Consider the following 22,587-nt stretch of genomic DNA (forward strand, 5'->3'; position numbering starts at 1 on the left):
CGCTCGCGTTTCTTGTTGCTTCGTTTTTCTGAACCGCACTGGGCGGATTGGCAAGCGCGGAAATATTCCGTCGGGCGAGAGGGTAGCGGGTTGGCGCAAGTGAGGTGGCAACGGGCGCGGAGCTGCGCTCGCAATGACGGACACCACAGTCAAAACCCTAAAGGTGTTTTGCCCGACGGCACAAGCGATTTTCTTTTTATCGGAACAACCATATTGGTCGAAAACAACCCCATGCACAGTAGAACGGTGGTTGATTTCAAACAGGAAATCGTAGGGTGGGCAAAGCGAAGGTGCCCACCTCTTCAGACCGCAATGTTGGTGAGATGGTGGGCACGGCGCTTTGCGCCTTTGCCCACCCTACGAAGCCCCTACTCCGCCGCGATCTGCCTCGGCGCCGGCGGCGGGCTCGCCAAATCCGCGGCGAGCTGGGCGTAGCGGGCCTTGGCGTCCGCCACCGCCTTCTCCTTCACCGGACCGTAGCCGCGGATGCGGTCCGGCAGTGACAACAGCTCGACCGCGGTGTCGATCGTGAGCGGCGACAGCAGGCCGAGCACGGTGGCGACGTCCTTCTCGTAGCCCGTGATCAAATCGCGCTCGAGCTTGCGGTCGGCGCTGCGGCCGAAGATGTCGAGCGCCGTGCCGCGCAGGAACTTGAATTTTGCCAGCACGCGGAATGCCTTCAGCATCCACGGGCCGAAGGCACGCTTCTTCGGGCGGCCGAGCGCATCGACGCCGCGGCTGAGGATCGGCGGGGCCAGGTTGAAGCTGAACTTGAAGTCGCCCTCGAACTGGTCGCGGAGCTGTTTTTCGAAGGCGCCATCGGTGAAGAGCCGCGCGACCTCGTACTCGTCCTTGTAGGCGAGCAGCTTTGCGTAGTTGATCGCGACCGCACGCGGTAGCGCCTCGTCGTAGCCGCCCTGCTTGGCAGCGTCACTGACCTGATCGACCAGCTTGCGATAGCGCTTGGCCAGGCGGCCGTTCTGGTAGGCGGCGAGATGCTTGGCGCGATGCGCGATGACCTCGTCCAGCGTCATGGCATCCAACGTCTTGGGTGCCGCAACCTCGTCCGTCCCCTTCAGCATCTCGGCGAGGCGCGCGGGGTCCGCGACCGCGAGGCGGCCGAGGCGGAAGGCTTCCTTGTTCATCTTGATCGAGACGCCGTTGACCTCGATCGCCTGCTCGATCGCCTCCGCCGACAGCGGCAGCAGGCCCTTCTGATAGGCAAAGCCCATCATCATCATGTTGGTGGCGATGCTGTCACCCAGCAGCTGCTCGGCCGGCTTGGTGAAGTCGAAGAAGACGGAGTCCTTGTGTAGCGCCGTTTCCAAAAGTCCGTTCAGCTTGCGGGTCTGGAAGTTGAAGTCGCGGTTGAGGACGAAATCGGCAGTCGGGATGACGTGGCTGTTGATGATTCCGCGGGTGCGGGTGGTGTCGCAGAGCGAGATCGTGTCCTTGGCGACCGCGACCACCTCGTCGGCGGCGAGCACGACATCGGCGGTGCCGGTGACGATGCGCGAGCACGTCACCTCCGCCGGATGATCCGACAGGCGGACGTGGCTGAGCACCGCGCCGCCCTTCTGCGCGAGGCCGGACATGTCGAGGATCATCGAGGCCTTGCCCTCGATATGCGCGGCCATGCCGAGCAGTGCGCCGATGGTGAGCACGCCGGTGCCGCCGACGCCGCCGACCGCGATGTTGTAGGGCTTGTCGAGCGTCGGGCGCGAGGCCGGCTCCGGCAGCGCGCCGATGTCAGCGAGCTCGGCCGGCGCACGGTGGCGCGGCGCGCCGCCATCGATGGTGACGAAGGACGGGCAGAACCCCTTGAGGCATGAATAGTCCTTGTTGCAGGACGACTGGTTGATGGCGCGCTTGCGGCCGAACTCGGTCTCCAGCGGCTCGACCGAGATGCAGTTCGACTGCACCGAGCAGTCGCCGCAGCCCTCGCACACGGCCGGGTTGATCATGACGCGGCGCGCGGGATCCTCCATCAGGCCGCGCTTGCGGCGGCGGCGCTTCTCGGCCGCGCAGGTCTGCACGAAGACGATGGCCGAGGTGCCTTTGTAGTCCCGGCACATCTTCATGACGTTGTCGAGCTCGTCGCGGTGATACTTCTTCACGCCGGGTGCGATGGTGTCGGCCGGATAAGTGTCGGGCGCTTCCGAGACCAGATAGATCTCGCGAATGCCCTCGGCATGGAGCTGGAAGGTGATCTGCTGCGGCGAGAGATCGCCGTCATGACGCTGGCCGCCGGTCATGGCGACGGCGTCGTTATAGAGGATCTTGTAGGTGATGTTGGTCTTGGAGGCGACCGCCTGCCGGATGGCGAGAAGGCCCGAGTGGAAATAGGTGCCGTCGCCGAGGTTGGCGAAAATGTGGTTCTCGTTAGTGAAGGGCGCGATGCCGACCCACGGCACGCCCTCGCCGCCCATATGCGTAAAGGTCTCGGTCGAGCGGTCCATCCACAGCGCCATGAAGTGGCAGCCGATGCCGGCCAGCGCGCGGCTGCCTTCGGGGACTTTCGTCGATGTGTTGTGGGGACAGCCGGAGCAGAAGTAGGGAGTGCGGGAGACAGGCGCTGTCGCCTGCATCTGGGTGGCCTGGCGGCCATTGAACCAGTCGGCCTTGGCGCGGAGCATCTCCGCGATTTCAGGATTGAGATTAAGTCGAAGGAGACGTTCGGTGAGCGAGGTCGCAAGCGAGGCGACGCTGAGCTCGGCCGAGAAGGTCAGGAAGCGCTTGTCGTGCTCGTCCATCTTGCCGACGATGCGCGGACGGACGTCATCGCGCCAGTTGAACAGCTCCTGCTTGACCTGGTTCTCGACGATCTCGCGCCGTTCCTCGACGATGAAGATCTCCTCGAGCCCGACCGCGAATTGCCGCACGCCTTCCGGCTCCAGCGGCCAGGGCATGCCGATCTTGTAGAGGCGAAGACCGATCCTGGCGGCGACCTGCTCGGTAATCCCGAGCTCTCGCAGCGCCTGGCGGACGTCCTCGTAGCTCTTGCCCGAGGCCATGATGCCGAAGCGGGCGTTCGGCGAATCCATGGTGACGCGGTTGACCTTGTTGGCGCGCGCAAAGGCGATCGCGGCAAAGCCCTTGTAATCCTGCAGGCGCCGGTCCTGCTCGAAACGGTCGTCGGGCCAGCGCAGATTGAGCCCGCCGGGCGGCAGCTCGAAATCGGGTGGGATGATGAAAGGCTTCATCTCGTCGGTGAGGTCGATCTCGGCGGTGGTCTCCACCGTCTCGGTGATCACCTTCATGCCGACCCAGCAGCCCGAATAGCGCGACATCGCGATACCGAGCAGGCCCATCTCGATCATCTCGTGGATGCTCGAGGGATAGAGATACGGCATCAGCGCCGAGATGAAGGCGTGGTCGGACTGATGCGGGACGGTGGAGGATTTTGCGCCATGGTCGTCGCCGGCGAGGCACAGCACGCCGCCGTTCTTGGCGGAGCCGGCCGCGTTGCCGTGGCGAAACACGTCGCCGCTGCGATCGACGCCGGGGCCCTTGCCGTACCAGATGCCGACGACACCGTCGTATTTGGCACCGGGCGAGAGGTTGAGCTGCTGCGAGCCCCAGACGGCGGTGGCCGCCAGATCTTCGTTCACGCCGGGCTGGAACTTGATGTTGTACTGCTCGAGATGCTTTCGCGCCGCGAAGAGCTGCTGGTCGTAGCCGCCGAGCGGCGAGCCGCGGTAGCCGGAGATGAAGCCCGCGGTGTTGAGGCCAGCGGCACGGTCGCGGCGGATTTGAGCCATGGGCAGGCGGACCAGCGCCTGGATGCCCGTCGTGAAGATATGGCCGGTGTCCTGGGTGTATTTTTGATCGAGACTGATCGGACCCTGGTTGATGCCCATGTTGTCCTCTTTGCCGCCCTGCTCAGGCCTTGCTCATTAAGCCGTTGCCTGCCCGTCGTTTTTAGCTAGGGCGCGCCGACCACCGCCGCCACTCTATGTCGGATATTTGACGCGGCGCATCACAAATCTGGGCCTTCGGCGACGACGGGAAAAAAACGCAATTTCGTGGCCGGAAAGGCATGGCGATTTTCAGTTTGTGTCACCATGGCCCGGCGTCGCGAAACGACGTGCCGCCCGTATGATGCGAATGGGCTGATGAGTCGCAGCAAGAAGGGTCGACGATGCGGAGGATTCTGGTTGGCCTGGTCTTGTGCAGTGCGGTTGCGGGTGCAGCCGTTGCCGCTGAGCCATCGCCCGAGCTGATCGCCTACGGCAAGACATTGGTCGAGGCCGGCAACTGCGCCGGCTGTCATACCGCCGATCCCGCCAAACCGTTCGCCGGCGGCAAGCGTATCGATACGCCTTTCGGCGCGATCTATGCGCCGAACCTGACGCCGGACCGCGACACCGGGATCGGCGCCTGGCAGGATGCCGATTTCACCCGCGCCGTGCGCTACGGCATCGCGCCGGACGGCTCGCTTTACTACCCGGCCTTCCCCTACCCCTACTTCACCCGGATGACCAAGGACGATACGCTGGCGATCCGGGCCTATCTCGGCACCCTCGCGCCGGTCGCCAGCCGCAACAAGCCGCCGGAGCTGCGCTGGCCGTTCGGCTATCGCGGCTTGATGCGGGCCTGGAATTTGCTGTTCTTCACACCCGGCCTGTTCGAACCCGACCAGAGCAAGAGCGCTGTGTGGAACAGGGGCGGCTATCTCGTCACCGGGCTTGGCCATTGCGGCGCCTGCCACACGCCGAAGAACTATTTTGGCGCGGACAAGACCGCGCAGGCGCTGGCGGGCAGCGAGCTCGGCGGCTGGTACGCGCCGCGCCTCGATGGCGCCGCCCGCACCGGCCTGCAATCGTGGAGTGCGGACGACATCACCGAATATCTGCAGAGCGGCCGCAACGCGAGGAGCCACGCCGACGGGCCGATGGCGGAAGTGATCGTCAATTCGACCTCGAAGATGAGCGATGCCGATGTGCGTGCGATCGCCGTTTATTTGAAGGACCTGCCGCCGGTACGGCGCGAGCCGAAGGTGACGCCGCCAGACGAGGCCGAGATGAACGCCGGCCAGGCCGTCTACGCAAAACTCTGCATCGCCTGCCATGAAGCCGACGGCTCCGGCGCGCCGCGCATCTACCCGCCGCTGCCGGGCAATGCGCTGCTGCAATCGATCAACCCGTCCTCCACCCTGCGCATCATCCTCGACGGCGCCCACACCGTGACAACGCCGCGGGCGCCGAACACCGGCGAGATGCCAGGCTACGCCAGGCAATTGTCCGACGACGAGATCGCGGCGGTGACGAACTACATCCGCAATTCCTGGGGCAATGCCGGCCCGCTGGTGACGCCCGCACAAGTGGCCAAGGCACGCGGACAGGGGCCGTAGCTCTCCTCCGTCATTGCGAGCGCAGCGAAGCAATCCAGAATCTTTGCGCGGCGGCGGTCTGGATTGCTTCGCTGCGCTCGCAATGACGCGGATGGAGCGGTGAATAGAGCCGCTACTTCTCCTCATCGCCCGTGAACGCGAATTTCGGCATATCCCATTTGTAGCGCACCGCGAGCAGGCGAAAGCTGATGCCCAGCACGAAGGTCAAAATGGTCCAGAGCTCGGCGTTGAGATTGAGGCCGAAAGCGGTGGCATAGAACAGCCCCGTCACCACCGAGACGCTGGCGTAGAGCTCCGAGCGGAACAGCAGCGGCACGTCATTGCAGAGCACGTCGCGCAACACCCCGCCGGCGCAGCCCGTCACCATGCCGGAGACGATGACGATCGGCAGCGAAGCATCGATCTGCCAGGCGATGTCGCAGCCGGTCATGGTGAAGACGACGAGGCCGATGGCATCGAGCACGATGAAGGCGAGCTTGAACCGGTGCACAAGCCGGGCGAACAGGATGGTGACGAAGGCGGCGCTGCCGGCCAGCGCGAGATAGATCGGGTTTTGCACCCAGGCCAGCGGATAATGCCCGAGAAAGAGATCGCGCAGCGTGCCGCCACCGAGCGCGGTGATGCAGCCGAGGAAGCAGACACCTAACCAATCCATGCTGCGGCGGCCAGCCGAGAGTGCAGCCGTCATGGCCTGCGCGGCGACCGCGACCAAGGAGAGGAAATGCAGCACGCTATCGCTCGGCGGCAGGCTCCACATCGCTTTGTTCCCTCAGTCCCGCAGTGGAACCTATGTCGGGGTTCCCGGATGAACAGGTTCCCGATTCCCGATGCGAGGCAACATACGACGAAAGCATAAAGGGACGCGGAACAGAATCTCGCATCTCCGGGTTGTCTCGCCGCAATAATCGAGGAGACCCAATCGATGGCTGACGACCGTTTTCCCAACGATCCGTATCGCCCGAACTTCGCCGACGATGAGTATCTTCGCGCGGCACGCCGGGACGCCGACCTGCAGGCCGATCCCGAGCTTGGCGAGGGCCCCGCCTCCAGCGGCAAGGTTGCCCTGTTTGCCGTGGCCGTCGCCTTGATACTGGGCGCCGTGTTCTACGGGCTGAATAATACCAGCACCAGTAACCAGGCGAGTAACGCGCCGGCAAACCAGACCGCACAGCAGGCGCCGCCGACCAACCCGGCTGCGCCTCCTGGCATGCGTGACGCGACCCCGCGCAACAACACCGCGCCGGGCGTGACCACCGGTGCGGCGCCAAGCAAGCCGGCCCCGGATACTCAGGCACCGTCGGACGGCGCCAAGTAATGCACCACTGTCATCGCCCGGCTTGACCGGGCGATCCAGTACTCCGAGACGGCAGCGATTGATCGATAGGCCTCGGCTTACTGGATGCCCTGCCTTCGCGGGCATGACGTCGAGCGGACGCAAGAGCGGCGGGACACAACATCCCGCCGCTGTTTGTTTCTATCTAGCTGAACATCTTGTTCAGCTCGCCGCCGGGATAACCGGTTGCGAGCTCGGCAAACGTCCCCTTCTCCGCCATCTCCTTTGCGGCGCGCATGAACCCGCCCCAGGCGGCGCGGGCGAGCGAGCCGCCGACGCTGACGCGCCGGACGCCGAGATCCTCGGCTTCCTGCAATGACAGGCCGGAGCCGCCGATCAGCAGGTTGAAAGGTTTTGGTGCGACAGCCTTCACCACGGCGGCGATGTCCTCGCGCGTCTTCAGACCCGGCGCGTAAAGACAGTCGGCGCCGGCATCTGCATAGGCCGTGAGCCGATCGATGACGAGCTTGAGATCGGTCACGCCCCATAAGAACGCTTCGCAACGGCCGACCAGCAGCGTGCCGCTGTCGCCGATTGCCTTGCGCGAAGCCTTGATACGCTCGATCGCAAGTGCGCGATCATAGATCGGCTTGTCCTTGTCGCCGGTGGAATCCTCGATCGACAGGCCCGCGACACCGGTGCGCACGCCGCGCGCGACATTGTCCGCGACCTTGTCCGGCTCGACCGCGAAGCCACCCTCGAAATCCGCATTCACGGGAATGTCGACGGAGGAACTCAATGCCGCCAGATGTTGACAGACGTCCTCGACGGTGACGCGGTTGTCGGCCTTGCCGATGGTCCAGGCAAAGCCTGCGCTCGACGACGCGATTGCCTTGAAACCGAGATGCTGCAACGCCTTGGCGCCGCCGACATCGACCGGATTGGGCAGGATGAAGCAGCCGCTCTCGTGCATCTTCCTGAAATTCGCGCGCTTGTCAGCAGTTGTCACATGCATGTTTCTCTCCCTGGTTGGCCGCGCAGAGATAGGCACACGCGCCCACGAGCGCTAGTGCGCATCATGCACGGCGCGGCTGTCCTTTGGCGCCTGCGCGCGATCATTCATGCCGTAGTCGCGGATGACGCTGGCAATGCGCAGATGATAGTCGGCAAAAATCTGCGCCCTGCCCTTGGCCTGCGTACGGCGGTGCTCCATCGTGTTGCGCCAGGCTTGCACCGCGACCTCATCCCGCCAGAACGACAGCGACAGGACCTTGCCGTTCTCGGTCAGGCTTTCGAAGCGCTCGACCGAGATGAAGCCGTCGATGGTTTGCAGGATCGGCTTCAGATCGGCCGCGAGGTCGAAGTAGTCCTGGCGATGTTCCGGCTTGGGCCAGACTTCGAAGATCACGGCGATCATGGGCGGCTCCTTATCGTTGATGGCCTACACTACCACCTTGCGCAGGAAGGTGCGCTCTTCCGCGAGGATGAATTTGTTGTCCTCGGCAAAATGGAAGTTCGCCATGCCATCGGCATCCTGCCGCAGCCGCGCACGATAGGCCTCATAAGCTGCTAGACTCTCGAAGCTGATCAGCGCGAACGCGATATTGTTGGTGCCCTCATGCGGCATGAAGTAGCCGATCAGGTCGCCGCCGCATTTCGGGATGATGGTGAGCCAGCGTTTCGAGTACTCCTCGAACTGCGCGCGCTTGAACGGATCGAGCTGGTAGCGGATGAAGACGGTGACGGACATGTGGGGCTCTCCTGATGTTTCCTCCGTCATTGCGAGCGCAGCGAAGCAATCCAGGAATCCCTCTGCAGGGACAGTCTGGATTGCTTCGTCGCTGCGCGCCTCGCAATGACGAGTTGGTGAAAAGCTACGCCCTTGCCCGACCGCAATGCTTCGGCTACCATCGAAGCATGAAATCAGGACCCGACATCGCCATGGTCGCCGCGCTGGTCGGCGATCCCGCCCGCGCCAACATGCTCACGGCGCTGATGAACGGACGCGCGCTCACCGCAAGCGAACTCGCCCAGGAGGCCGGCATCACGCCGCAGACCGCGAGCTCGCATCTGGCCAAGCTCGAGGCCGGCAGGCTGGTCGAGCCGGAGAAGCAGGGCCGCCACCGCTACTACCGCCTCACCGACGACGACGTCGCCGGCGTGCTCGAAGGCCTTGCCGGCCTTGCGGCGCGCACCGGGCACATGCGGGTGCGCACCGGGCCGAAGGATCCGGCGCTGCGGCGCGCGCGGATCTGCTACGACCATTTGGCCGGCGATCTCGGCGTGCAGATGCTAGATAGCCTGCGCACGCGAAACCTGGTCAAGCAGAAGAAGCAGGAGATCGAGCTGACCGCCGAGGGCGAGCGCTTCCTCGCCAAGAATTTGCAGATCTCGACCGATATGCTCAGCCATCCGCGCCGCCCGGTGTGCAAAGCCTGCCTCGACTGGAGCGAGCGGCGTCACCATCTCGCCGGCACACTAGGTGCCGCGATGATGCAGCGTTTCGCCGAGCTGAAATGGGCCGCGCGCGACGCCACGCCCGGCAGCCGCGTGGTGAATTTCACCCGCACGGGCGAGAAGCAGTTTGCGGCGCTGTTCGGCGGCGAGAAGGAGTGATCACGCACACAATTGCGTGTGAGCTTCCACTCTCATGATGGCCGGGCTTGACCCGGCCATGCACGCGCTTATGCGAATGGTCATTCCGTGACCGTCAGAGACCTCCATGATCCGCATCCTCCCGGCCGCCCTCGCCGCCACCCTGCTCGTTTTCCCACTCGCCGCCCGCGCGGCCGACACGCCTCAACGCGAGCCCTACGGCATCGCGCTCGAAGGCTTTGCCTATCCCTATCCCGTGCACCTGCTTCCGGTCGTCAATGACGGCGAGCAGCTCAGCATGGCCTATATGGACGTGGCGCCGGCGCAGCCGAACGGCCGCACCGTGGTGTTGCTGCACGGGCGCAATTTTCCGTCGAGCTATTGGGCCCCTGTCATCAAGATGCTCAACGAGGCCGGTTATCGCGTCGTGGTGCCGGACCAGATCGGCTTCGGAAAATCCTCCAAGCCGGTGGGAGAACTGCATTTCGACACGCTGGCGCGCAACACCATTGCGCTGCTCGATCACTTGGAGATCAACAAGGCCGACATCATCGCGCATTCGCTCGGCGGCATGCTCGGCGTGCGCATCGCGCGCGCTTATCCCGACCGCGTCGCCCATCTGGTGCTGACCGCGCCGATCGGCCTGGAAGACTACCGCCTCTACGTGCCGCCGACGCCGACCGAGAAGATGATCGAGACCGAGGACAAGCTTACCGCCGACGGCTATCGAAAACAGCTCCAGACCAATTACGCGATCAAGCTGCCGGGCGATGCGATCACGCCGTTCATCGATGCCCGCTTCAATATCAAGGGCAGCCCGGATTATCCGCGCTGGCTGCGCGCCTTCGTCTCTTCGGGTCAGATGATCTATCGCGAGCCGGTCGCGCACGAGATTCCGCTGATTACCGAGCCGACGCTGTTCATCATGGGCGCCGATGACCACAACGCACCGGGCCGGCCCAACGCACCGGAGGCGCTGCGGCCGAAGATGGGGCAGAACGCCGAGCTGGCAAAAGCGTTCGCGGCGAAGATGCCGAATGCGCGGGCTGAAGTCATTCCGGACACGGGCCACCTCGTCTTCCTGGAGGCGCCGGAGAAGTACCGGGAGTTGGTGCTGGGCTTTCTCGGCCGCTAGCTAGCGCCATTCATGTCGCGCAAGGCCGTACGCAGCGAATATTCATGCCGCATTCAGGTCATGATTGGCAGGTTTGGATCGCGCCGTGCCGACATGTCGCAAAAATTAACATGTCGAATCGTATCTTTTGATTCATTGTGCGCCACAAGCGCGCAAACCCTACAATCTACCCCCATAAACTTGCCCCGAAGGACGAGAAGGAAGATCAAATGAAATATCTGTTTGCCGCCGTGATGCTCGCCAGCGCGGTCGTCGGCTTCAGCGAGGCGGCCAGTGCCGCCGGTGGTTGCGGCCCAGGCTGGTACCGCGGTCCCTATGGCGGCTGCCGTCCGATGCGCGGCCCGGTCGTCGTAGCCCCGGGCCCGGTCGTAGTCGCTCCGCCGGTCGTCGTCGTGCGTCCGCGCGTGTGCCCCTATGGCTTCCGCTGGTACGCCGGTCGCTGCCGCCCATTCTGATCTCTCGCACTTGCGAAATGGCCGCGCGGCGAAAGCTGCGCGGCCTTTTTTGTTGAGAGGCTTGGCCCATAGCAATTCGCCCATAGCAAAAAAGGGATCGCAATCGCGATCCCCTTTTTCAGTCCAGGCGCGGCGTTACCAGCGACGCCAGTGGCGGCGGTGCCAGCGACGGCGCCAGCCCCAATGACGATGGCGCCAGCCCCAGTGCCGATGATGCCAGTGGCCGTGGCCCCAGCGCACCTGCTCCGGCTTGAGTTGGGCTGCTTCCTCGCTGCTGGTGACGGCAGGATGAGCGTCCGGATTGCCTTGCGGCATGCGGGGATCACCGAGCATTTGGGGCGCCAATGGCGCCGCCTGTGCGGCGGCCGTGAACGTGGCGGCACCGGCCGCGACACTCAAAGCTAGCTTCAAAAAACTCCGGCGCTCCATGACATGTCCTCCGCTTGGTCGATCAAGTGATGCAAAGGAAGTGTCGGGCTCGCGACATGAACTGCTGCTGAATCGCGCGTTCAGGTTCATTGCAAAGGCGACGGGAGCGCGTCCTACTTCGCAAATTCCTGCGCCAGCACCAGCGTCTCGCGCGAACGCTTCAATGTGACGAAGGCGGCGCGCTTGCTGGCATCGGCGACAATGGCGCGGACGACGAAGTCGGCGGCGGGCATCGGATTTCCTCCTGTTGTTTGGCCAGAGCATAGCTGGTTATAGTGCCGGCAACAAAAAGCCCGCGCGACGGAACATGAGGAGCGCGCGACATCGGGGAAGGACCGGCCATGCGCAGGATCATCACGGGCATCATCGCGATCGCCAGCGTCTTCCCCCTCGCTGCGCGCGCCGAGATCGTCCGCTTCGACATCACGGAACGCGTGCCCGCCTTCTCGGGGCGCAGCTTTGGCAGCGTCGGCACCTATGAGCGCATCACCGCGCGCGCGACCTTCGCGCTGAACCCGGCCGACGACCGCAATGCCGTCATCACCGATCTCGCACTCGCTCCGCGCAACGCCGACGGCAAGGTCGAAGCCACCGCCGACGTCGTGATCCTGCGTCCGACCGATCCCACCCATGGCAACGGCACGCTGCTGCTGGACGTGCCCAATCGCGGCAGAAAGCTCGCGCCGCAATTGTTCGACGATTCCGCCCAGCCCGGCGCCAATAATGCGGACAAGGCCGAGGATGCCGGCATCGGCTTCCTGCACCGGCAAGGTTACACGATGGTCTGGGTCGGCTGGCAGGGCGACATCCTCTCCAAGCCGGGACAACTCGCGATGGCCGCCCCGGCGCTCAAGGGCGTCACCGGCCCCGCGCGCGAAGAAGTCGTGTTCGACAACACGACCAGCCCGGTGCGCGCGACGCTGACCTGGCCCGCTGCGGATGCAGCCAACCTCAAGGTCACCGTGCGCGCCGCCTGGGCCGATCCGCGGCAGACGCCGCCCGGCCTCTCCGCCAAGCTTATTGATCCCTCGACGCTGGAGATCTCCCGGCCCGACGGCTTTGACGCCGGCGCGCTCTACGAGATCACCTACACCGCGCACGATCCGGTGCCGCTCGGCATGGGCTATGCCGCCGTGCGCGACGTCGTCAGCTTCCTTCGCCACGACGAGACGCAGGCCAATCCGCTGCTCGACGGCCTGCATCCGTCGGTCAGCCGCGCCATCGGTTTTGGCGTCTCGCAATCCGGCCGCTTCCTGCGCGACTTCCTTTATCTCGGCTTCAACGAGGACCTCTCGGGGCGCACGGTGTTCGACGGACTGATGCCGCATGTCGCCGGCACGCGGCGGATGGCGACCAATGTCCGCTTCGGCCTGCCCGGCCGCAACCCGCGCCACATGCAAGACCCGGCGTGGCAGGCCGACCTCTTCCCCTTCACCTACGCAACACTGAGCGATCCTTATTCCGGCAAGACCGACGGCCTGCTGCGCCGCTGCTCGCTCTCGGCGACGTGCCCGAAGGTGATGCAGACCGACAGCGAGCACGAATGGTGGGCCTCGCACGCCTCGCTGCTGGTCACCGATCTCGCCGGCAATCACCTCGACCTCCCCGACAATGTCCGCGCCTACATGATATCAGGCACACCGCATTTCGCCGAACCCACCGATATCATGCGCAGAGGCCTGCCTGCGATGTCGCTGCCGCAAAACCCGATGCATGCGGGCGGGCCGATGCGCGCGCTGCTCACCGACCTCAACGCATGGATCAGTGACGGCACAAGACCGCCCGCAAGCCGCGTCCCCATGCGCGCCCACGGCACGCTGGTGCCGGCGCAAGGCGCGGTGCCGACGGACATCCCCGGCCTGCCCTATGCCGGCATCCATACGCTGGCCGCCTTCTCCGACCAGAGCGTGCTGCCGCCGAAGGAGATCGGCCGCTATCCCGTGTTCGTGCCCAAGGCAGACGATGACGGCATGGCGATCGCGGGCATTCGCCAGCTCGCGCTCGCCGTACCGCGCGCGACCTACACCGCCTGGAATCCGCGCGCGACAGGATTCGGCCCGACCGCACTCTATCCATTGCAAGGCGCGGTGGTGCCGTTCGCACCGACCGAAGCGGCGCGCAAGGAAGTGCACGATCCCAGACTGTCGATCGCGGAGCGCTATGCCGATGACGGCGCGTATGTGGCGGCGGTAAAGCGTGAGGCGGCAAGGCAGGTGGCGGAGCGGATCCTGCTGCCCGAGGACGCGGAGCGCGCGGTCGAGGCGGCGAAGCAAGGCAAGCTGGCGAAGCTCGGGCAGTAAGCAAAACCCAGTGCCCCGTAGAGCGGGCAAAGCGGAGCGTACCCACCTCTTCTGACACCGGCCAACAGATGGTGGGCACGGCGCAGTTGCGCCTTTGCCCACCCTACCGGTCTTTGCCTGCGGAGAAAAACGGTCTCACGCTGTCGGAACGCGCCCGCTCCATCCGTCCTATGCCAAAACACCACGGAGACACGGCATGCCCGACCTCACCCTGACCACCTTCGACTGGGTTCCCGAAGCCCCGCGCGGTTTCGTGCGCGATCTCCGCGTGCGCTGGGCCCTTGAAGAGGCCGATCTGCCCTATCGCGTCGCGAGCGTGCCGTTCCGCGCCAGAAACGCCGAGCACTTCGCGCACCAGCCGTTCGGCCAGGTGCCGTGGCTGACCGATGGCGACATCTCGATCTTCGAGAGCGGCGCGATCCTGCTGCATCTCGGCGAGCGCAGCGCCAAGCTGATGCCCACCGATCCTCGCGGTCGCAACGAGGCGACGGAATGGCTGTTTGCAGCGCTCAACTCCGTGGAGATGGCAAGCCTGCCCTGGTCGCTTTTCAAGTTCACCGGCAACGACGATGGTTCGCCTGCCGTGAAGTTCTTCGACGACTTCCTGAGGGCCCACCGGCTCAAGCACCTCGAGCCGGTGCTTGCGGGCCGCGAGTGGCTGGCGGGGTCCTTCTCCGTCGCCGACATCCTGATGTCGGACGTGCTGCGCCTCGTCGATCGCTTCGACGGGCTCGCGGACAGCCCCGCCTGCCGCGCGTACGTGGCGCGAGCAACGGGCCGCCCCGCTTTCGCGAAGGCCCATGCGGATCAGATGGCGCATTTCGCTGCGGCAGACGAAATATAGTGCCCGGTTAGCCCATTTCATCACGAACCGGCGATTGGCCATCCGAGGTGAAACGATCGCGGCTGGCGCGCAGCGGCGCCTCACATCAGCTTGAGCGGCGCGTCTTCGACCACGCGAAGGTCGATCCTGCCGATCAATTGCGCACGAAGCGCTTCCGCGGCGTGGATAGCGTCATCCGTCTGCCGCAACGTGCTGACGTTCGAGCCGAGCGAGACGATGCCGCCCAGGATCAATGCGATCGATCCGAGCGCCGCGGTCTGACCAAATCCAAACAGCCCTAGGATCGTGATCAACAGCAGAGCCGCACCGCTGGCGATGGCGATCCTGGACGCCAGGATGTATTTCCGGCAGCGCTCCGCGACCTCGGCGAGTGCCTCGATCCGCGCTTCGACGTCGGAGATTTCGTCGGTCGGATCGTCTTCGGTCATTGGATCGAGCATGCCAATGGTAGGGCGGATTAGGCGCAGCCGTAATCCGCCTCATTCAGATAAGTTGGCGGGTTACACTTCGCTAACTCGCCCTACGCTCCCCTCACAACGGCAAATTGTCGTGCTTCTTCGCCGGCGTTTCCACCTTCTTATCCCTGAGCATTGCCAACGCCCGCGCGATCCGCTTGCGGGTGGAGTGCGGCATGATGACGTCGTCGATGTAGCCGCGCTCGGCGGCGATGAAGGGTGACAGGAAGCGGTCTTCGTATTCCTTGGTGCGCGCGGCGATCTTGTCGGGGTCGCCGATGTCTGAGCGGAAGATGATCTCGACCGCGCCCTTGGCGCCCATCACCGCGATCTGGGCGGTCGGCCAGGCGTAGTTCATGTCGGCGCCGATTTCTTTGGAGGCCATGACGTCGAAGGCGCCCCCATAGGCCTTGCGGGTGATGATAGTGACCAGCGGCACCGTGCACTGCGAGTAGGCGAACAGCAGTTTCGCGCCGTGCTTGATCAGGCCGCCATATTCTTGGCTCGTACCCGGCAGGAAGCCCGGCACGTCGACGAAGGTGACGATCGGGATGTTGAAGGCATCACAAAAGCGCACGAAGCGCGCGGCCTTCCTTGAGGCATCGCTGTCGAGCACGCCGGCCAGCACCATCGGCTGGTTGGCGACGAAGCCGACGGTGCGGCCGGCGATGCGGCCGAAGCCGGTGACGATGTTCTTGGCAAAACTCTCCGCGATCTCGAAGAAGTCGCCCTCGTCCACGACCTTCAGGATCAATTCCTTCATGTCGTAGGGCTTATTCGGATTGTCGGGGATCAGCGTGTCCAGGGACATGTCGAGGCGGCCGATGTCGTCAAAGCTCGGCCATTCCGGCACGCCGTCGGTGTTGTTCGACGGCAGGAAGTCGATCAAGCGGCGCATCTGCAGCAGCGTCTCGACATCGTTCTCGAACGCGCCGTCCGCGATCGAGGAGCGCGTGGCGTGCACCGAGGCGCCGCCGAGCTCTTCGGCGGTAACGACCTCGTTGGTCACGGTCTTCACCACGTCGGGGCCGGTGACGAACATGTAGCTGGTGTTCTTCACCATGAAGATGAAGTCGGTCATCGCCGGCGAATAGACGTCGCCGCCGGCGCAGGGCCCCATGATGACGGAGATCTGCGGGATCACGCCCGAGGCGAGCACGTTGCGGCGGAACACGTAGGAATAGCCGGCAAGCGCGGCGACGCCTTCCTGGATGCGCGCGCCACCCGCGTCATAGAGACCGATGATGGGCGCCCGCGCCTTCATCGCCATGTCCTGGAGTTTCGTGATCTTCAGCGCATGGGTCTCGGACAGCGAGCCGCCGAATACGGTAAAGTCTTTCGCGAACACAAAAGTCTTGCGGCCGTTGACGGTGCCCCAGCCGGTGACGACGCCGTCGCCGGGGATCTTGTTCTTCTCCATGCTGAACTCGGTGGAGCGGTGCTCGACGAACATGTCGAACTCCTCGAACGATCCCTTGTCGAGCAGCAGCTCGATGCGCTCGCGCGCGGTCAGCTTGCCGCGGGCATGCTGCGCCTCGATGCGCTTCTCGCCGCCGCCGAGCTTTGCGCCGGCACGACGGTCTTCAAGGGCGTCCAGGATATTCTTCATTTGCTCCCGCCAGTTCTTAGCCTAAATGCGATTGCCGGGGGTTCTAACACGGCATTTTGTAAGCCGGAAAGCGGCTTTCGGCGCCGCAGGGCTGCCTTGCCGCAGCGTGAAAGCGCAAGGAATTACAAAGTTTTGCCTGGGAGGCGACCATGGACGAGCAAGCTGCCGAGACCGGGGCTGCGACAGGCGGCGTCAACATCCTGCTCCGCGTGGAGGGGCTGACCCTGTTCGTAGGGATGGTGATGCTTTACGCGGTCTGGGGCGGCGCCTGGCTGGTCTTTGCCCTGCTGTTTTTCGTGCCAGATCTGAGCTTCCTGGCCTATCTGTCCGACGCCAGATTTGGCGCGCTGGTCTACAACGCCGCCCACAGCTACATGGCGCCGGTGACGCTGATGACGCTGGGCTTCGGCTTCGCCTCGCCCCTCACCTTGTCCATCGCCTTGATCTGGCTCGCCCATATCGGCATCGACCGGGCGCTGGGCTATGGCCTGAAATATTCGGCCGGCTTCGGCTTCACTCATCTCGGGCGGATCGGCCGGCAGAAAGACGCCTGAGGCTTGCGCGCTTTAGCGGCGGGATGGCGGCCATTTTGTCGCCGCTGGCCGGTTGACCGGGCCTGCCGATTCAGGCTTGCTCCCCTTTCGATCAGGCGCCGAATGTTGCGTGAGCTCAGTCGGTACGGCGGCGGTCATCACGTCCGGCTGCAAGCATCACCTCATGTCCGCCACGGTCGTTCCCCTGCTTCCGAACAGCGCGTCCGAGACCACCGGTTTCCTGCGGCGGATGGCCAGCATGGTGTCGGGGCGGAACGGCGAGATGCTGCTGCGCGCGGCAAGCCTGATCGAGTCGCTGGCGCAGCGGGCGATGACGGCTGAGCGGCTCTATCACCAGCAACAGGAAGAGAACACGCGCCATGCCGAGCTGCGCGAGGCCGCCGAGCTCGCCTCCGACGCCATGGTCAGCCAGATCGCCGCACTGCGGGCGCAGCTTGCCGAGGTGACCTCGGTCGCAGCCGCCGAGCGGGCCACGTTCGACGCCGAGCGCGGCAAGCTGATCGGCCTGATGCAAAATGCGGAAAGCCATATTGGCAAGCTCTCGACCGAGCTCGACACGCTGCGCGCCTCCGTCGACAGCTTCAACGAGACCGTTGTTTCCGTGCCGATCGAGGTGCTGCGGCTGGCGCGCACCCAGTTCGACTATCTCTCCAGCGGTTTTGCGCGGAAGGGCGACGTGATCTCACAGGCGATGAGCGAGATCGGCGGCTTCGCCATCGACCAGGCGCTGACCGCGGAGAATACGGCCGACAAGACGTGAGGCGCCCGCGCGCAAATTGACAGCGCGCGCTCCCGTTGATCTACTTCCCAGATCATAGGGGAGGATCCGATGCCGACAGCATTCCGCGTCGCTGCAGCGATCATTGCGCTCTGCGCTTCCACCGTGCTCGCCAGCGCTCAATCGCTTCCCAAGGAAGCTCCGGCCCGAACCGAGATATTCCCGATCCCGTCCCTCACCCTCTCCGACCAGCAATTCCTCAGCGGCGATGCCGCGGCCGGCAAGCCGGTCACGGTTGCGGGCGAATTTCGCGTCGCGCAAGGGTCAGGCAAGATGCCGGTCGTGGTGCTGATGCACGGCTCGAGCGGCGTCGGCGCCACCACCGAAGCCTGGGTGCACGAATTCAATGCCATGGGCATCTCGACCTTCGTGATCGATGGTTTCACCGGCCGCGGGTTGACGGTGACGGGGCCGAACCAGGCCTTGCTCGGCCGGCTCAATCTGATCATCGACATCTACCACTCGCTGGAGATTTTGGCGAAGCATCCCCGCGTCGATCCTGACCGCATCGTGCTGATGGGTTTTTCACGCGGAGGACAGGCGGCTCTGTATGCGAGCCTCGACCGCTTCAACAAGCTCTGGAACAAGTCCGGCGTGCAGTTCGCGGCCTACATTCCGTTCTATCCGGATTGCTCGACGACCTATCAGACCGACACCGAGGTCGCGGCGCGCCCGATCCGCATCTTCCACGGCACACCGGACGATTATAATCCCGTGAAGAGCTGCAAGGCCTTCGTCGACCGGCTCAAGGCGGCCGGGCGCGATGTCGTGCTCACGGAATACCCCGACAGCGCGCACGGCTTTGACAGCGGCCTGCTCGGCGTCAACGCGGTTACGGTGTCGGCCAACGCGCAGACCGTGCGCAACTGCCACATCAGGGAAGGCGACAGCGGCGTGCTGATGAACGGCGATACGAATGCGCCCTTCACCTACAAGGACACTTGCCTCGAGCTCAACCCGCATGTCGGCGGCAACCCCGCGACCGCTGCCGAGGCCCGCAAGGCGGTGGTCGATTTCCTCCAGGCGCTGTTCAAGCTGGGGTAGCCGGACGCCGGTCTTCCGACGTACGCAGGGGGAAGCCGGGCATCGACCGCGCGGTCAAATCGTCTCGCCATCCAGCCGGACTTCCGTGGAACTCCGAGAAACCGCTTCGGGTTCCGCGCGTTGAAACGATCATCAATCGAGACAGGAGATCCTGCGATGTCTGGGTCAACTATCGCACGAGCAGGGTTAGTTGTGGTGACGTTGTGCCTCCCCTTTGGTACGGCCAGCGCCGCATCCCCCTTCGCCGCCATGGCCGGCTCATGGTCTGGCAGTGGAGTATTGAGCACGACGGACGGCGGGCAGGAGCGGCTGCGCTGCCGCGCAACCTACAATGTCGCCAACGGCAGCGCCCAGCTTGGCCTCAATCTGAGATGCGCGAGCGAGAGCTACAATTTCGATCTCGCCGGTGACGTCGAGTATCAGGGCGGCGCCGTTTCCGGGTCGTGGCGCGAAGCCACCCGCAACGCATCCGGCACGATCTCGGGCCGCGCGAGCGGCGATCATGTCGACGCGGCCGCACGGGGCGATAACTTCTCCGCCAATCTGTCCCTGACAACGCGCGGCGGACGGCAAACCGTATCGATCCGTCCGCAGGGCACCAACGTCACGAACGTTTCGTTGGCGCTGGAACGGCGTTAGCCCAGCGCTGCCGCCGCTAAGCTAGATCGCGCCGATATCGGCAAGGCACGCTTGCGTCAGCGGCATGGTGGGCACAGCGCTACGCGCCTTTGCGCACCCCACTTCTGTTCAAGCTGGGATAGAGGCCACATGCTCCGTCATTGCGAGCGCAGCGAAGCAATCCAGAATCTTTCCGCGGAGGGACTCTGGATTGCTTCGCTGCGCTCGCAATGACGCGCGGAGAGATGCGCGCCAGCTTCATGCGCTAGCGCACCCGCCCCGACAGCCGCAGCACGAATACGAGAACCTCAGCCACGGCCTTATAAAGATCAGGCGGAATCTCCTCGCCGAGCTCGATCTTCGAGAGCGCGCCGGCCAGGATCTCGTTCTCCTCGATCGGGATGTCGTGGGCTTTTGCGATCTCGACGATCTTGGCGCCGATCGTACCCTTGCCCTTAGCGACGACAACAGGCGCGCCGCTGCCCTTCTCGTAGTGCAGCGCGATTGCAAGCTTGGACTCCTCGCTCATGTGGCGCGATCCAGGAAATGCCCGGCACGCGCCGGCGGTGCTTGCGGCGGCGTGCCGTCGCGCACGACGATATCGCCGGGCTTGAGCTCGGCTTTGGTCAGCGCCTGATTGAGCTCGCCGATCCCGGCGCGGAGTTGCTGCGCCGTCGCCGGCCGCTCGGCCCACATCCGCACGAAAGTCTTGTCACCGTTGAGCGTGATCAGCGCGTGCACGGGTCCGCTCGGCTCGACATTGAGCGTGAAGCGTGCGCGCCAGGCGCGCTTGGCGGAATCGGCCTGCTCGTTGCCGCCATCACGCGAGATCTCGAACTGCGCCATCGCGGTGCCCTGCGCCGTCGCAAACGGAATCTCGAAATTCCATTGCGGCACGCTCGGATCGATGCGATGGCCGCTGGCATCGGCCCGGTCGGGCAGCGAGGCGACCTGCAGCAGCGTCTGCCGCGCGATCGCGGCATCGGTGTCGTCAAGCAGGCGACGCACGGTCGCGGCGAGCGGCGCATTCGGCGCGATCGATGGCGAGGCGACCGCTTGCGGCGACGGCAACGCGCCGCGGAACGGCGGTGGCGTGGTCATACGCGCGGCCGCTTCGAAGACGTGGCCGTCAGGTACGGCCTTGATGGCGCCCGGCACATTCCCGATCAGACGCGGCAGGTTTTGCGTGACCTCTTGCAGCAGGCTCGCGGCAAGGCCTGCGGAGATCGTCCGCGGCAACGCTGCCTGCGATGTGTCGATCATGTCGGCAAGCACGGCGGCCGCAACATTGGCGTTGCGCTGCATTTGCAGCGATTGGGCTATCTCTGCGTCAGGCAGCGGCGCTTGCACGGCCTCGCCTGCAGCTTGAGGCGGCGAGCTTTCGGCCTGCGGAGTAGTGACGGCGTTCGTCGCAACAGCAACGGCCTGTGTCGGTGGCGCGCTGGTCTCGAGCGTGCCTGATGTTGCGGCCAGCGTTTGGCGCAGCACCAGCAGCGCTGCCTTCAGGTCGGGCACCGCGCCTGACGGCGGCATCGTGCCTGCGGCAAGCGAGGCCTCGAGAAACAGGCCGGACTTCTGGAAGGCGGATTCGATATCGTCGCCACCGAGCGCGGTGTTGAGCGGCGTCTGTTGCGCCAGTACGTCCAGCATGGCCTGCTTCAGGCCATCAGGCAGATCGCTACCGGTCACGACGGAGGCGAGATTGGCGAACAGCGGTGCCTGGCTGCCCTGCTTGGTCACGGCCTCGGCCGATGCTGCGGTGACGGCGACCTGCTCGGTCGGCGTCAGGGGATTGCGGGCCGCGGTCGCGGATGGCGCAAGCGACGGGCTGTCGACCAGCGTGGCGGCCGTCGGCGTCAGCGTGACCTGATCGGCGCTTGCCTCGCCTGCTCCGTTGACCACAGCGAGACGAATCGTGCCGTCGTTCTGCGACACCGCGAGCTGAAGATTTTGCCCTGGGGTCAGCGACACCTCGGACATCACGTCCATCGACAGATTGGCGATCGCGATCCGCACCAGATTGTCGGCGAGCACGCTGATGACCCTGGCATCGACGACGCTGCCGGCCTGCAGCACAAGATCGGGCGTCGCCGCATCAGCCAAGGGGCTGGCGGCACTGACGGGAACGATCGAGCTTATCGGCGTCGGCATCTCAGGGGCCCAGGGAGTGCTGTTCCCACCCTAAGGTCCCCTCGTAAACCTCTCGTTAAGGACCTTTGGCCGCGGGCGGGTTCACGGCCGCCAGCACCGCCGCGGCGGCGTTGAAATCCCTGAGGCGGGTAGCCCGGCGGGCGACCGCCTCCTCGTCCGCGCCCCACTGGTCGGTGTTCCAGTCCTCGTCGACATGGGCGGCGGCCCAGACCTGGCCGGCGTCACGCACGCCATGGGCCAGCGCCAGCGCCAGCAACGCCGAGCCGGTCAGGGTCGTCACGATGTGGAGGGCGGCGACCGACCAGGCATCCCCCGGCAGCGCGGCGCGGGCGGCCCGGAGCGCCTCGTCCGGCTGCCTCACGTGCACGATCCCCTCGGACAGGATGAAATGCGCCCCCAGCGCCTCCGCCGCCCAGAACAGCACGGGGTCCCAATGCGCGGCCTCGCGGGCGACCAGCCCCTCGGGGTGGCCGGCGCGATAGAACAGCAGATCGGTCTCCAAATATTTTGCGAGATCATCAGTGACAAGCTCGACGCGGTCGACCACGCCCTCGACCACGCTGTTGGCGATCCGCGTCAGCGGCATGGTCACGGGATCGATCGCCTCGCCCTGCGCGGCCCATTCCGCGGCCACGGCATCGGCCAGCCCCCGCGCGGGGATCACCACCTGGCGGGCAGACGGCGTCCGGATCGGCTTGCCGTCGAGCGTGATAGCGAACCCGCCCTCGACCTCGGCGATGCCCACATCCTTGTAGAAGCGCTTGCGCCGCGGCGTCCGCGCGGACGCACGCGCCGATTCCCGCGGATCCGGCGGGGGTTGGCCGGCTGCTTCTTCGAACAATTCGCGCATGTGAGTTTTCGGTCTCCGCCGCTGAATGCAGGCTTTTGAAGTAAGATCGGCTTTTAAGGTAAGATCGGCGGCCGATAAAGCGAGCGGGCATGAGGGAACTTGCGGGCATTGTGGCGGACGTTTTTGGAGCAGTTTCGGAATTGA

At 64.9% G+C, this 22,587-nt stretch carries 22 protein-coding genes; 11 read left to right on the forward strand and 11 right to left on the reverse strand.

Annotated features, from left to right (window positions below; all coding sequences use genetic code 11):
* Positions 1 to 368 precede the first annotated feature (368 nt).
* A complete protein-coding gene (locus ABIC09_RS32160) occupies positions 369 to 3,860 on the reverse strand; it encodes an indolepyruvate ferredoxin oxidoreductase family protein (protein ID WP_354111797.1) in 3,492 nt (1,163 codons plus the stop codon).
* Positions 3,861 to 4,141: 281 nt separating this feature from the next.
* Here ABIC09_RS32160 and ABIC09_RS32165 point away from each other — a divergent pair, with 281 nt between their 5' ends.
* Positions 4,142 to 5,353, forward strand: coding sequence for a cytochrome c (locus ABIC09_RS32165; protein ID WP_354111798.1), 1,212 nt, complete (start codon positions 4,142 to 4,144; stop codon positions 5,351 to 5,353).
* Between the two features lie 112 nt (positions 5,354 to 5,465).
* On the opposite strand, the gene ABIC09_RS32170 is transcribed toward ABIC09_RS32165, so the two are convergent.
* Entirely contained in the window at positions 5,466 to 6,110 is a 645-nt protein-coding gene (locus ABIC09_RS32170; protein ID WP_354111799.1) for a trimeric intracellular cation channel family protein, read from the reverse strand.
* 165 nt (positions 6,111 to 6,275) lie between these two features.
* Here ABIC09_RS32170 and ABIC09_RS32175 point away from each other — a divergent pair, with 165 nt between their 5' ends.
* The gene (locus ABIC09_RS32175; RefSeq protein WP_148750373.1) at positions 6,276 to 6,668 is read left to right on the forward strand and encodes a hypothetical protein; all 393 of its coding nucleotides are present in this window, start codon (positions 6,276 to 6,278) and stop codon (positions 6,666 to 6,668) included.
* A 163-nt stretch (positions 6,669 to 6,831) separates the two neighbouring features.
* Here ABIC09_RS32175 and ABIC09_RS32180 read toward each other — a convergent pair whose 3' ends face one another.
* Genes ABIC09_RS32180 through ABIC09_RS32190 form a run of 3 tightly spaced genes read right to left on the reverse strand, consistent with a single transcriptional unit; the run spans position 6,832 to position 8,376 of the window.
* Positions 6,832 to 7,641 carry an isocitrate lyase/PEP mutase family protein gene (locus ABIC09_RS32180; protein WP_354111800.1) on the reverse strand — a complete coding sequence of 270 codons (810 nt, stop codon included), beginning with the start codon at positions 7,639 to 7,641 and terminating at the stop codon, positions 6,832 to 6,834.
* Positions 7,642 to 7,692: 51 nt separating this feature from the next.
* A complete protein-coding gene (locus ABIC09_RS32185) occupies positions 7,693 to 8,043 on the reverse strand; it encodes an antibiotic biosynthesis monooxygenase family protein (RefSeq protein WP_354111801.1) in 351 nt (116 codons plus the stop codon).
* A gap of 24 nt (positions 8,044 to 8,067) precedes the next feature.
* Entirely contained in the window at positions 8,068 to 8,376 is a 309-nt protein-coding gene (locus ABIC09_RS32190) for an NIPSNAP family protein (RefSeq protein WP_209959875.1), read from the reverse strand.
* Between the two features lie 167 nt (positions 8,377 to 8,543).
* On the opposite strand from ABIC09_RS32190, the gene ABIC09_RS32195 reads away from it, so the two are divergent.
* The 3 genes from ABIC09_RS32195 (at position 8,544) to ABIC09_RS32205 (ending at position 10,811) form a co-directional block, all read left to right on the forward strand.
* Positions 8,544 to 9,242 (forward strand): ArsR/SmtB family transcription factor, encoded by a 699-nt coding sequence (locus tag ABIC09_RS32195; RefSeq protein ID WP_354111802.1) that lies wholly within the window; start codon positions 8,544 to 8,546, stop codon positions 9,240 to 9,242.
* Positions 9,243 to 9,348: 106 nt separating this feature from the next.
* Positions 9,349 to 10,356 (forward strand): alpha/beta fold hydrolase, encoded by a 1,008-nt coding sequence (locus ABIC09_RS32200; RefSeq protein ID WP_354111803.1) that lies wholly within the window; start codon positions 9,349 to 9,351, stop codon positions 10,354 to 10,356.
* A gap of 209 nt (positions 10,357 to 10,565) precedes the next feature.
* Entirely contained in the window at positions 10,566 to 10,811 is a 246-nt protein-coding gene (locus ABIC09_RS32205) for a GCG_CRPN prefix-to-repeats domain-containing protein (RefSeq protein WP_128966804.1), read from the forward strand.
* 135 nt (positions 10,812 to 10,946) lie between these two features.
* Here the strand turns inward: ABIC09_RS32205 and ABIC09_RS32210 are convergent, their stop codons facing one another.
* A complete protein-coding gene (locus ABIC09_RS32210) occupies positions 10,947 to 11,240 on the reverse strand; it encodes a twin-arginine translocation signal domain-containing protein (protein WP_148750435.1) in 294 nt (97 codons plus the stop codon).
* 341 nt (positions 11,241 to 11,581) lie between these two features.
* On the opposite strand from ABIC09_RS32210, the gene ABIC09_RS32215 reads away from it, so the two are divergent.
* Both ABIC09_RS32215 and ABIC09_RS32220 read left to right on the forward strand, forming a co-directional pair.
* Positions 11,582 to 13,540: an alpha/beta hydrolase domain-containing protein gene (locus tag ABIC09_RS32215; RefSeq protein ID WP_354111804.1), complete on the forward strand. Its 1,959-nt coding sequence runs from the start codon at positions 11,582 to 11,584 to the stop codon at positions 13,538 to 13,540.
* A 196-nt stretch (positions 13,541 to 13,736) separates the two neighbouring features.
* Positions 13,737 to 14,384, forward strand: a complete 648-nt coding sequence (locus ABIC09_RS32220; RefSeq protein WP_354083736.1) for a glutathione S-transferase family protein — start codon at positions 13,737 to 13,739, stop codon at positions 14,382 to 14,384.
* Between the two features lie 80 nt (positions 14,385 to 14,464).
* On the opposite strand, the gene ABIC09_RS32225 is transcribed toward ABIC09_RS32220, so the two are convergent.
* Positions 14,465 to 14,812, reverse strand: a complete 348-nt coding sequence (locus ABIC09_RS32225) for a hypothetical protein (protein WP_354111805.1) — start codon at positions 14,810 to 14,812, stop codon at positions 14,465 to 14,467.
* Positions 14,813 to 14,915: 103 nt separating this feature from the next.
* Entirely contained in the window at positions 14,916 to 16,448 is a 1,533-nt protein-coding gene (locus ABIC09_RS32230; protein WP_354111806.1) for an acyl-CoA carboxylase subunit beta, read from the reverse strand.
* 149 nt (positions 16,449 to 16,597) lie between these two features.
* Here ABIC09_RS32230 and ABIC09_RS32235 point away from each other — a divergent pair, with 149 nt between their 5' ends.
* The 4 genes from ABIC09_RS32235 to ABIC09_RS32250 all read left to right on the forward strand — a co-directional run bounded on the left by ABIC09_RS32235 (position 16,598) and on the right by ABIC09_RS32250 (position 19,463).
* Positions 16,598 to 17,002: a DUF4260 domain-containing protein gene (locus ABIC09_RS32235; protein WP_354111807.1), complete on the forward strand. Its 405-nt coding sequence runs from the start codon at positions 16,598 to 16,600 to the stop codon at positions 17,000 to 17,002.
* A 163-nt stretch (positions 17,003 to 17,165) separates the two neighbouring features.
* Positions 17,166 to 17,762, forward strand: a complete 597-nt coding sequence (locus ABIC09_RS32240) for a hypothetical protein (RefSeq protein ID WP_354111827.1) — start codon at positions 17,166 to 17,168, stop codon at positions 17,760 to 17,762.
* A 69-nt stretch (positions 17,763 to 17,831) separates the two neighbouring features.
* Positions 17,832 to 18,824, forward strand: a complete 993-nt coding sequence (locus tag ABIC09_RS32245) for a dienelactone hydrolase family protein (RefSeq protein WP_354111808.1) — start codon at positions 17,832 to 17,834, stop codon at positions 18,822 to 18,824.
* 279 nt (positions 18,825 to 19,103) lie between these two features.
* Positions 19,104 to 19,463: a hypothetical protein gene (locus ABIC09_RS32250; protein ID WP_354083740.1), complete on the forward strand. Its 360-nt coding sequence runs from the start codon at positions 19,104 to 19,106 to the stop codon at positions 19,461 to 19,463.
* A 244-nt stretch (positions 19,464 to 19,707) separates the two neighbouring features.
* On the opposite strand, the gene ABIC09_RS32255 is transcribed toward ABIC09_RS32250, so the two are convergent.
* From ABIC09_RS32255 to ABIC09_RS32265, 3 genes are read right to left on the reverse strand one after another with little or no spacing between them, the layout of a single operon-like run.
* Positions 19,708 to 19,971, reverse strand: a complete 264-nt coding sequence (locus ABIC09_RS32255) for an EscU/YscU/HrcU family type III secretion system export apparatus switch protein (RefSeq protein WP_148750359.1) — start codon at positions 19,969 to 19,971, stop codon at positions 19,708 to 19,710.
* Positions 19,968 to 21,593, reverse strand: a complete 1,626-nt coding sequence (gene fliK, locus ABIC09_RS32260; protein ID WP_354111809.1) for a flagellar hook-length control protein FliK — start codon at positions 21,591 to 21,593, stop codon at positions 19,968 to 19,970. Before fliK ends, ABIC09_RS32255 begins: the two co-directional genes overlap by 4 nt.
* 55 nt (positions 21,594 to 21,648) lie before the next feature.
* On the reverse strand, positions 21,649 to 22,443 hold the full coding sequence (locus tag ABIC09_RS32265) for an ATP12 family chaperone protein (RefSeq protein WP_354111810.1): 795 nt from the start codon (positions 22,441 to 22,443) through the stop codon (positions 21,649 to 21,651).
* Positions 22,444 to 22,587 lie beyond the last annotated feature (144 nt).

Origin of the sequence: Bradyrhizobium sp. S3.12.5, from assembly GCF_040548225.1 — a bacterium.
Taxonomy (GTDB): Bacteria; Pseudomonadota; Alphaproteobacteria; order Rhizobiales; family Xanthobacteraceae; genus Bradyrhizobium; species Bradyrhizobium cytisi.

What these genes read in the sequence shown, in the direction of transcription:
- ABIC09_RS32160 (WP_354111797.1), bottom strand. Translation starts at nt 3,860, where the DNA reads ATGGGCATCAACCAGGGTCCGATCAGTCTCGATCAAAAATACACCCAG.
- ABIC09_RS32165 (WP_354111798.1), top strand. Translation starts at nt 4,142, where the DNA reads ATGCGGAGGATTCTGGTTGGCCTGGTCTTGTGCAGTGCGGTTGCGGGT.
- ABIC09_RS32170 (WP_354111799.1), bottom strand. Translation starts at nt 6,110, where the DNA reads ATGTGGAGCCTGCCGCCGAGCGATAGCGTGCTGCATTTCCTCTCCTTG.
- ABIC09_RS32175 (WP_148750373.1), top strand. Translation starts at nt 6,276, where the DNA reads ATGGCTGACGACCGTTTTCCCAACGATCCGTATCGCCCGAACTTCGCC.
- ABIC09_RS32180 (WP_354111800.1), bottom strand. Translation starts at nt 7,641, where the DNA reads ATGCATGTGACAACTGCTGACAAGCGCGCGAATTTCAGGAAGATGCAC.
- ABIC09_RS32185 (WP_354111801.1), bottom strand. Translation starts at nt 8,043, where the DNA reads ATGATCGCCGTGATCTTCGAAGTCTGGCCCAAGCCGGAACATCGCCAG.
- ABIC09_RS32190 (WP_209959875.1), bottom strand. Translation starts at nt 8,376, where the DNA reads ATGTCCGTCACCGTCTTCATCCGCTACCAGCTCGATCCGTTCAAGCGC.
- ABIC09_RS32195 (WP_354111802.1), top strand. Translation starts at nt 8,544, where the DNA reads ATGAAATCAGGACCCGACATCGCCATGGTCGCCGCGCTGGTCGGCGAT.
- ABIC09_RS32200 (WP_354111803.1), top strand. Translation starts at nt 9,349, where the DNA reads ATGATCCGCATCCTCCCGGCCGCCCTCGCCGCCACCCTGCTCGTTTTC.
- ABIC09_RS32205 (WP_128966804.1), top strand. Translation starts at nt 10,566, where the DNA reads ATGAAATATCTGTTTGCCGCCGTGATGCTCGCCAGCGCGGTCGTCGGC.
- ABIC09_RS32210 (WP_148750435.1), bottom strand. Translation starts at nt 11,240, where the DNA reads ATGGAGCGCCGGAGTTTTTTGAAGCTAGCTTTGAGTGTCGCGGCCGGT.
- ABIC09_RS32215 (WP_354111804.1), top strand. Translation starts at nt 11,582, where the DNA reads ATGCGCAGGATCATCACGGGCATCATCGCGATCGCCAGCGTCTTCCCC.
- ABIC09_RS32220 (WP_354083736.1), top strand. Translation starts at nt 13,737, where the DNA reads ATGCCCGACCTCACCCTGACCACCTTCGACTGGGTTCCCGAAGCCCCG.
- ABIC09_RS32225 (WP_354111805.1), bottom strand. Translation starts at nt 14,812, where the DNA reads ATGACCGAAGACGATCCGACCGACGAAATCTCCGACGTCGAAGCGCGG.
- ABIC09_RS32230 (WP_354111806.1), bottom strand. Translation starts at nt 16,448, where the DNA reads ATGAAGAATATCCTGGACGCCCTTGAAGACCGTCGTGCCGGCGCAAAG.
- ABIC09_RS32235 (WP_354111807.1), top strand. Translation starts at nt 16,598, where the DNA reads ATGGACGAGCAAGCTGCCGAGACCGGGGCTGCGACAGGCGGCGTCAAC.
- ABIC09_RS32240 (WP_354111827.1), top strand. Translation starts at nt 17,166, where the DNA reads ATGTCCGCCACGGTCGTTCCCCTGCTTCCGAACAGCGCGTCCGAGACC.
- ABIC09_RS32245 (WP_354111808.1), top strand. Translation starts at nt 17,832, where the DNA reads ATGCCGACAGCATTCCGCGTCGCTGCAGCGATCATTGCGCTCTGCGCT.
- ABIC09_RS32255 (WP_148750359.1), bottom strand. Translation starts at nt 19,971, where the DNA reads ATGAGCGAGGAGTCCAAGCTTGCAATCGCGCTGCACTACGAGAAGGGC.
- fliK (WP_354111809.1), bottom strand. Translation starts at nt 21,593, where the DNA reads ATGCCGACGCCGATAAGCTCGATCGTTCCCGTCAGTGCCGCCAGCCCC.
- ABIC09_RS32265 (WP_354111810.1), bottom strand. Translation starts at nt 22,443, where the DNA reads ATGCGCGAATTGTTCGAAGAAGCAGCCGGCCAACCCCCGCCGGATCCG.